Origin of the sequence: Candidatus Caldatribacterium sp. (genome assembly GCA_014359405.1) — a bacterium.
GTDB classification, from domain to species: domain Bacteria; phylum Atribacterota; class Atribacteria; order Atribacterales; family Caldatribacteriaceae; genus Caldatribacterium; species Caldatribacterium oleiphilum.
In genome coordinates, this window is record JACIZN010000103.1 from 1 (window position 1) to 6,840 (window position 6,840).

At 53.6% G+C, this 6,840-nt stretch carries 8 protein-coding genes; 2 read left to right on the forward strand and 6 right to left on the reverse strand.

From position 1 onward, the window contains the following. A partial coding sequence (locus H5U36_08095; protein MBC7218081.1) for an HlyC/CorC family transporter occupies nucleotides 1-649 on the forward strand: 649 nt, incomplete at its 5' end. Next, the gene (gene xylB / locus H5U36_08100; protein MBC7218082.1) at nucleotides 624-2,159 is read left to right on the forward strand and encodes a xylulokinase; all 1,536 of its coding nucleotides are present in this window, start codon (nucleotides 624-626) and stop codon (nucleotides 2,157-2,159) included. The genes H5U36_08095 and xylB, both read left to right, overlap by 26 nt. A 39-nt stretch (nucleotides 2,160-2,198) precedes the next feature. Here the strand turns inward: xylB and H5U36_08105 are convergent, their stop codons facing one another. The 6 genes from H5U36_08105 to H5U36_08130 all read right to left on the reverse strand — a co-directional run. Beyond that, the gene (locus H5U36_08105; GenBank protein MBC7218083.1) at nucleotides 2,199-3,695 is read right to left on the reverse strand and encodes a hypothetical protein; all 1,497 of its coding nucleotides are present in this window, start codon (nucleotides 3,693-3,695) and stop codon (nucleotides 2,199-2,201) included. 21 nt (nucleotides 3,696-3,716) lie between these two features. After that, nucleotides 3,717-4,175: a hypothetical protein gene (locus H5U36_08110; protein MBC7218084.1), complete on the reverse strand. Its 459-nt coding sequence runs from the start codon at nucleotides 4,173-4,175 to the stop codon at nucleotides 3,717-3,719. A 102-nt stretch (nucleotides 4,176-4,277) separates the two neighbouring features. Continuing rightward, on the reverse strand, nucleotides 4,278-4,814 hold the full coding sequence (locus H5U36_08115; GenBank protein MBC7218085.1) for a hypothetical protein: 537 nt from the start codon (nucleotides 4,812-4,814) through the stop codon (nucleotides 4,278-4,280). 53 nt (nucleotides 4,815-4,867) lie between these two features. Then, entirely contained in the window at nucleotides 4,868-5,251 is a 384-nt protein-coding gene (locus H5U36_08120) for a hypothetical protein (GenBank protein ID MBC7218086.1), read from the reverse strand. 64 nt (nucleotides 5,252-5,315) lie between these two features. Then, entirely contained in the window at nucleotides 5,316-6,119 is an 804-nt protein-coding gene (locus H5U36_08125; GenBank protein ID MBC7218087.1) for an S-adenosyl-l-methionine hydroxide adenosyltransferase family protein, read from the reverse strand. Further along, nucleotides 6,116-6,840: MFS transporter (locus H5U36_08130; GenBank protein MBC7218088.1), on the reverse strand; the 725-nt coding region annotated here is incomplete at its 5' end. The genes H5U36_08130 and H5U36_08125, both read right to left, overlap by 4 nt.

Sequence of the window (6,840 nt, forward strand, 5' to 3'; positions counted from 1 at the left end):
CATCGAAGAGAACGCCACCCTCAGGGAAGCTCTGGAGCTCTCCTTAAAGAGCCACTTCTCGCGTTTGCCAGTGTACCGGGAGGACATCGACAACATCATCGGGTTCGTCCACATCAAGGACATGCTCCCTGCCCTCCGGGAGGGGAACCTGGATCGCCCGGTGCGGGAAATCGTCCGCCCCATCCACTTTGTCCCGGCTACAAAAAAGGTGGTGGAACTCCTGCGGGAGCTCCAGCAGCAGCGGATTCACATGGCCATCGTCCTTGACGAGTACGGGGGAACGGCAGGGCTTGTGACTATTGAGGACCTCCTTGAGGAGCTCGTGGGGGAGATTCGGGACGAGCACGATCGGGAAGCCCCACCGTACCGGAAACTCGGCGACAACGAGTACCTCGTGGACGCCTCACTCCCCATAGGGGCGGTGAACGAGGCTTTGGGAGTTGCGATTCCCGAAAGCGAAGAGTCCGAGACCCTGGGGGGCCTTGTCATGGAGATTCTCGGAAAGGTTCCCGAAGAGGGAGAGGCGGTGCACGTCAACGGGTACGAGATTCGGGTGGAACGCATGCGGGGGAAGCGCATCGCCACCGTGCGGATCAGAGTCACCGGGGAAGGAGAGAAAGAGGGTGGGGAAGCTCATCATAGCCCATGATCTTGGGACAACCGGGAACAAGGCCACGCTTTTCGACCCTGAGGGGAGAATCCTTGCAAGTAGCTTCTTCGGCTACGAGACTTTCTACCCTGACGCCCTTTCTGTCGAGCAGGACCCTGAGGACTACTGGAGGGCGGTTGTGGCTTCAACCCGAAAGCTCCTTGAGGAGGCAAGGGTAAGAAAGGAGGACATCGGGGTCGTCTCTTTCTCCGGGCAGATGATGGGGGCCCTCCCGGTGGATGAGCGGGGCAACCCCCTTGCCCGAATCATCATCTGGGCAGACCGGCGCGGGGTGAGGGAAGTTGAGTGGGTCCGGGAAAGGGTAGGCGAGGAAGAGATGTACCGGATTACGGGGCACCGCCTGAGCCCGAACTACTCCCTTGCCAAGATTCTCTGGTTCCGGAATAACCGCCCTGAAGTCTACAAGAGGGCCCATAAGTTCCTCCTTGCCAAGGACTTTGTGGTCTTTCGGCTCACCGGGAAGTGGGCCACCGATTTCTCCGACGCCTCAGGGACGAACCTCTTTGACATTGTCAGAGAAGAATGGTCTTCGGAGATTCTCTCGGCGGTTGGGCTCGATGAGGAGAAGCTCCCTCCGGTTTTCCCCTCCTTTGCCGTGGTCGGAGAGGTGACGAAAAAAGCCGCAGAAGAAGTCGGGCTTTTGTCCGGAACCCCGGTTGTCATCGGGGGAGGGGACGGGGCCTGTGCCGCCTGTGGCGCAGGAGTGGTGCGGGAGGGACAGGCCTATAACTACCTTGGCTCCTCCTCTTGGATTGCTCTGGCCTCGAGGCATCCCTTCTACGATTCAAAAATGCGCACCTTCACCTTCCATCACCTTGCCCCAGGGCTTTTCATGCCCACCGGAACCATGCAGGCCGCAGGAGGCTCGTACCAGTGGTGTCGGGATGCCCTCTGCGGAGAGGAGAAGAAAACGGCCAAGAAACTCGGGGTAAGCCCCTATGCCCTCATGGACCTTGAGGCGCAGAAGGTCCCCGCCGGAAGCGAGGGGCTCCTTTTTCTCCCCTACCTCATGGGTGAGCGGGCTCCCTGGTGGAACCCCCATGCCCGGGGGGTGTTCCTCGGCCTCACCCCAAGGCACAGGAAAGCCCACCTCATCCGAGCAGTCCTTGAGGGCGTGAGCCTGAACCTCCGGATTATTCTTGATGCCTTCCGGGAGGAGGGGCTTGCGATTGAAAACATGCGCATCATCGGCGGTGCAGCAAAGAGCAGCTTCTTTGCCGAAATGCTTGCCAACGTCTTCGGCCTTGAGGTCCTCCGCCCCATGTACCTCGAGGAGGCGACTTCCCTGGGAGCTGCAATCTGCGGCGGGGTGGGGATAGGGCTCTACCGGGGGATCGAGGTGGCAGAGGAGCTCGTGCAAATCAGGGACCGGTTCCTGCCGCGGGAAGAGGAAAAGGAAGTCTACGACCGGCTGTACCCGGTGTTCGTGAAGAGCTACCTGGCGCTGTGTGAGGTGTTTGGTAGCCTCTCCGAGGTGGCTGTGGATTAGGGCCGTAGTTGGTACAGGATGGTGGAAGGACCTTCTTCTTCAACTTTCGCTCCACTCGAGGAGCTCTAATAACTTCTTGGTGTCGGTAATTGTGGGTGGGAGACTGAGATTATTGAAAGGGTTGAAGTATATTTCCATGTTATTCCCAATTTTGGGGATGGACTTAGCAAAGACCCCGCCGTACACAACAGCGTTGTTGCTCAACTCTAAGTTTCCATTGGGGACAAAGATGGGCCCAGTTGTCACCGAGTTGTTCTTAAGATAAGAGGTCGAGGGACCTAAGGCAACTAGAGACAGGGCTTCAGGTATGGCGTTATTCGCGATGTCAAAGTAGTCCTCTGTGATTAACGTACTAAAGAGGGTCTTCTCGTCCCCGTTTGTGTCTTCAACACAAATGGAAGCATTGTTCTCGATAAGAATGCGGCCGGTAACGTAGATGACTGCACCTTCTTTGATATTTAAGGTTGCGTTTTGCTTCACTACCAGGTCCCCCTCGATAAGGGTGTTACCATCAAGGGTAAGCGTTTGGCCGTTATTCACGGTGAGACCGCTGTCATATGTTTCCCCTTCACTCGCCTTTTCCATCCACATTGCCCTAATCTCATCCGTTATGGTGGGCAGGTTCTGCTGTGGAACCTCATAAACTGGAGGGTAGGAGGAAGAGGAGATCGTGTTTATAGAGGTATAAGAAGAATTGTTAGTTTTCACCTGAGAGGAGCCCTGGGAAGTGTATATTGCCCCCACAGTGGCATTGTTCAAGTATACCGAGTACCCTTTGTCATCAGTACCGTAAGCAACTATATCGCCATTGACAACCACATTGTTGTTGACATCGACGTAGCTTTCTGCGGAAATGACTTTTCCTTCGATTTTGGAGCTGTTGTTGAGAGTAATGCTACCCCTGGCGATAACATCCCCCATGACAACGGTTTTATTATCAACCACCACGCTACCTTGGGCAAACACTGAGCCGGGGATCTCACCACGTATGTTCGTAATTTCGGCACCGCTGTACACGTTTGCCGGCTGGTTCACGCCCTCATCAAGATATATGTACACTTTCCCAGAAGTCAGGTTGGCGGCGGTGGTGATAGCATTTTGGAGGACAATGTCGTAGAAAGGCCCTTGTGACAACCGGAAGGTACAGGTAATCGTTTTTTGAGCCAATTTTTCCGAGTTGTTATTCTTGACTTCTCCGGTTGATTCAATTCTAATTGTTTTTTCGTTGGAGTTGTATGTAACCTTGACTCTATACGTTCCGCTCTTGTTGTTCTCAAGCGGTATTGAGGATCCCGAACTCTCTTCGTGTTCGCCATATGCCAGGGCATTGCGGATAACAAATGGATCGGACACAATCTTTTCGATACCCATCTCCGCTATGTAGTGCGCCTGTTTTATGGTCGTAACCTTATGGATTGCCCTGTTGCTCGAGACAACCAGGGTTGTACCAGCAAAAAGAACTACGGCTGCTATGAGAACAAGGGCAATTATGAAAACCATTACTGATCCCGAGTCACGCCGGGTTCTTTTTTCCATTACAATCACCCCAGAGACGTCTTACTCTTCCTCCCACTCGTTCCCTTTTGGTGGATTCCTCCGCAGAATCGATGCGCTGTAAGAGCGGCCACTTGGGGTGGAGAGCTTTACAGTAAGCTTGGTATAGGCTCTTTTTCCACCAAAAACGGATTTTTCACACTCAACCTTTGATTCAGTAATTCCCTGGACGATTGGCACATCGTTTTTTAGTATCTCGTTGTCTTTGAAGATATAGGTGTTTTGCCTTCCATCCGTTGTTTCGATGTACACTTCTGTGGAGTTATCGTTAACGGTGATGGCAACCACTCCTGCGCTTCTGAAATCCTTGGCAATGGCGTTGAGGAATAGATTGATTCGGTTTATGATTTCCTGGTCCGCAATTTGAGCCCTGCCCCTTTTGTTCATCGAACCAAGGAACTGGTAGAGAAGAGTCAGAATAAAGGCCATAATAAAAACAGTGATAACCACCTCAAGGAGCATAATGCCCCCTGAGGTGGGATATCTTGCCTTCCTTCTTCGACTAAGTAGACCACACAGGCCAAAAATTGCTCCCTCGACCTCCAATGGCAAGCTTTAATGCTACTACTTCAGGAATTTCCCAAAACCAAGTCTGGAAATCTGGGTAGTTAAGATGTACTCACGCTCTTTATCAGTCGATCTCGCCGCTTCTCTCCATCTGATGACTACCGCCACGCGCAGCTTCTCTATCGAGCCATTCAGAGGATTTCGACCTATCACCTCGAAGCGAACGAAGGAGAGCTCTTCCGAGTCAGGTAGCTTATCAAGGGCTGCAAGGATTTCAGGGGGGATATCACTCGAACCGCAGAGTTGGGCAAACTCATTGGAATCAAAGTAGACCTCTTTTTGATCGGCATCATTACCAATGATGGTCTGCAACGTAGAGAAGCCATCGATGCTTTTCTCCCTAATACGTTCTATAACGTCCTCAGCCAGGGTGCTGGCAGTAAGCAGGTTTTCATTGGTGGATTTGATGAGACTGATTCTCAGAGCAAGGAGAGCGATAGCGCTAACCACGAATCCAGCGATGGCTATAATTATAATAACCTCGATGAGTGAAAACGCCTCGCTCCCCCTGCAGCGATGCGAGAGCTTCGTCACCCAAATATCCTTTCCTGTTCTAATCATTGATTAACAGGGAACCTAACGGCAGATCAACGGATTTCTCCCTTTACTATGCCGTTTACCTCGATAGATTGGCCACTCTGGTTGTAGACATTCCCTCCCACGATGCCGTTGATCGTGGCGGTTGCTCCCTCCTGAAGCGTTACGTCGCCATAAACGATTCCATTTAGAGTGAGTATTGCTCCTGGCTTCAGGAGAAGGTTACCCATCACAACTCCATCGAGCTGGAGAGTTATGCCAGATTCCACAACAACGCTGCCACGAACAAGGCCAAGGAGTTGCGTGTCTGTAGTAATTGACTGGTCTCCTTCAAGGATGTCCTCTATTACCACAGGTTGCGCGTACGTTGCTCCACTCACAAAGAGTAGCAAAACGAGAATTGCAACTAACAGCGAAACGGCTCTCCTCTTCACGCCCAAATCCCCCCTTCTATTAATTGAGAACTTTTACCAAAGCGACATACGCCCGAACACATCTTCATGCCCTACTTGGCAGCAAGATGTAAAGCCTTTCTCCACCCCTGACTCTCATTTCCTCCCTCGCACTCCCCTGGTTCACCGCGATTTCCAAAAACCCGGAGCTATCCTCGTGGATGAGGAGTTCCCCCCTTGGGACATCGCCGTACGTTCTGCAGTAGGTTGCCCTGAATTCTTTCTCTCCCAAGTATATCGTCACATTACTCTGTAACTTTAGGCCCTCGAGGAAAATTTCCGGAATGTTCGTCTCCACGTTCCCGAAGCGGTCAAAGAAGGCAACCTCCCCAAGGATTCTCCCGCCCTCTTTCCTTGCTTTTTCATAGGGGAGGAGGACGAGGCTCTCAAGCCTTTTCCCAAAAAGGCTCAGGTCGAAACCCTTTGCGATGTAGGCACTCACCGGGGCAAAGATGTCCCTCCCGTGGAAGGAGAAGGAGGGGGTGGCGCGGTAGAAGTACTCGGGGTTTGCAAGCTCCACAATCCGGGTAACCCTTTCTGCTTCCGCCACTAAGGTGAAGAGCCCATTGTCCGGCCCCACGAAGAAGTACCCGCTTTCGGTCTCGAAGGCGATGGCTTTGCGCTCTGTCCCCACCCCGTAGTCCACAACGCCCATGAAAACCGTTCCCTTCGGGAAGTCCCGGTACGCCCGGAAAAGCACGTGCATGGCCTCCCGGACGTTGAAGGGCTCCACCTCATGGGTGAGGTCGATGACTTCCACTTCTGGCGCAATCTGCTTGATGACTCCTTTCACCACGCCCTGGTAGTAGCTCTTCGTTCCCCAGTCGGTGAGGAGGACAACAAGCTTCACCTTTTCCCACCCCAGAGAAAGAGGAGAAGGAGAATCGAGGCCACGAGGCCTGTTGTTCTCCCAAAAAGGAAGGGAGCCGAGGGCCCAAAGGCGCTCCAGAGGGCTCCGGCGATGAGGGAGGCCGGGAAGAGCCCAATCCCAAGGAGCATGGCGTGGAATCCAAGGACTGTCGCCCGCACGTTTTCCTCGGCCAAATCGGCAATGAGGGCCTTTCCCACCCCTTCAGTCATGCCGCTATAAAAGCCGTAAGGGAGCATGGCAAGGACAATGGAGCGGGGCAAGAGCCCTATGAGGAAGTAGGAGAGGGCGTAGAGCAGAAATCCTCCGACGAGAACCCCCTTCCGTCCCAGGCGGTCGGAGATTACCCCTGCGGGGTACGAGACAAGGGTGTAGACCACATTGTACAGGAGGTAGAGGAGAGTTACTGCCGAAGGCGCAAGGCCCACGTCTTTTTCTGCGGCCCGAAGGAGAATGAACTGGTTCGAGGAGTTCCCGAGGGTGAAGATGAGGGTGGCAAGGAAGAACACCTTGAGCCGAGGGCTGAGGTCCTTCCAGGGGAAAAGGGGTAGAGACCGGGAGGGCCTTTTGCCCTTTCCCGTCTCCTCGCTGAGGAAAAGGACGAAAACCCCAAGGAAAGCAGGGATGAGGCTCACAAGGATGATGAGGCGAAAGGTGGGGAGGTACGCCCTGAGGTCCTGGGGAGCACCTTTTCCCCCAAGGC

Excerpts from the sequence above, each read along its gene's own strand:
- H5U36_08105 (MBC7218083.1), bottom strand. The coding sequence starts at position 3,695 with ATGGAAAAAAGAACCCGGCGTGACTCGGGATCAGTAATGGTTTTCATA.
- H5U36_08110 (MBC7218084.1), bottom strand. The coding sequence starts at position 4,175 with ATGCTCCTTGAGGTGGTTATCACTGTTTTTATTATGGCCTTTATTCTG.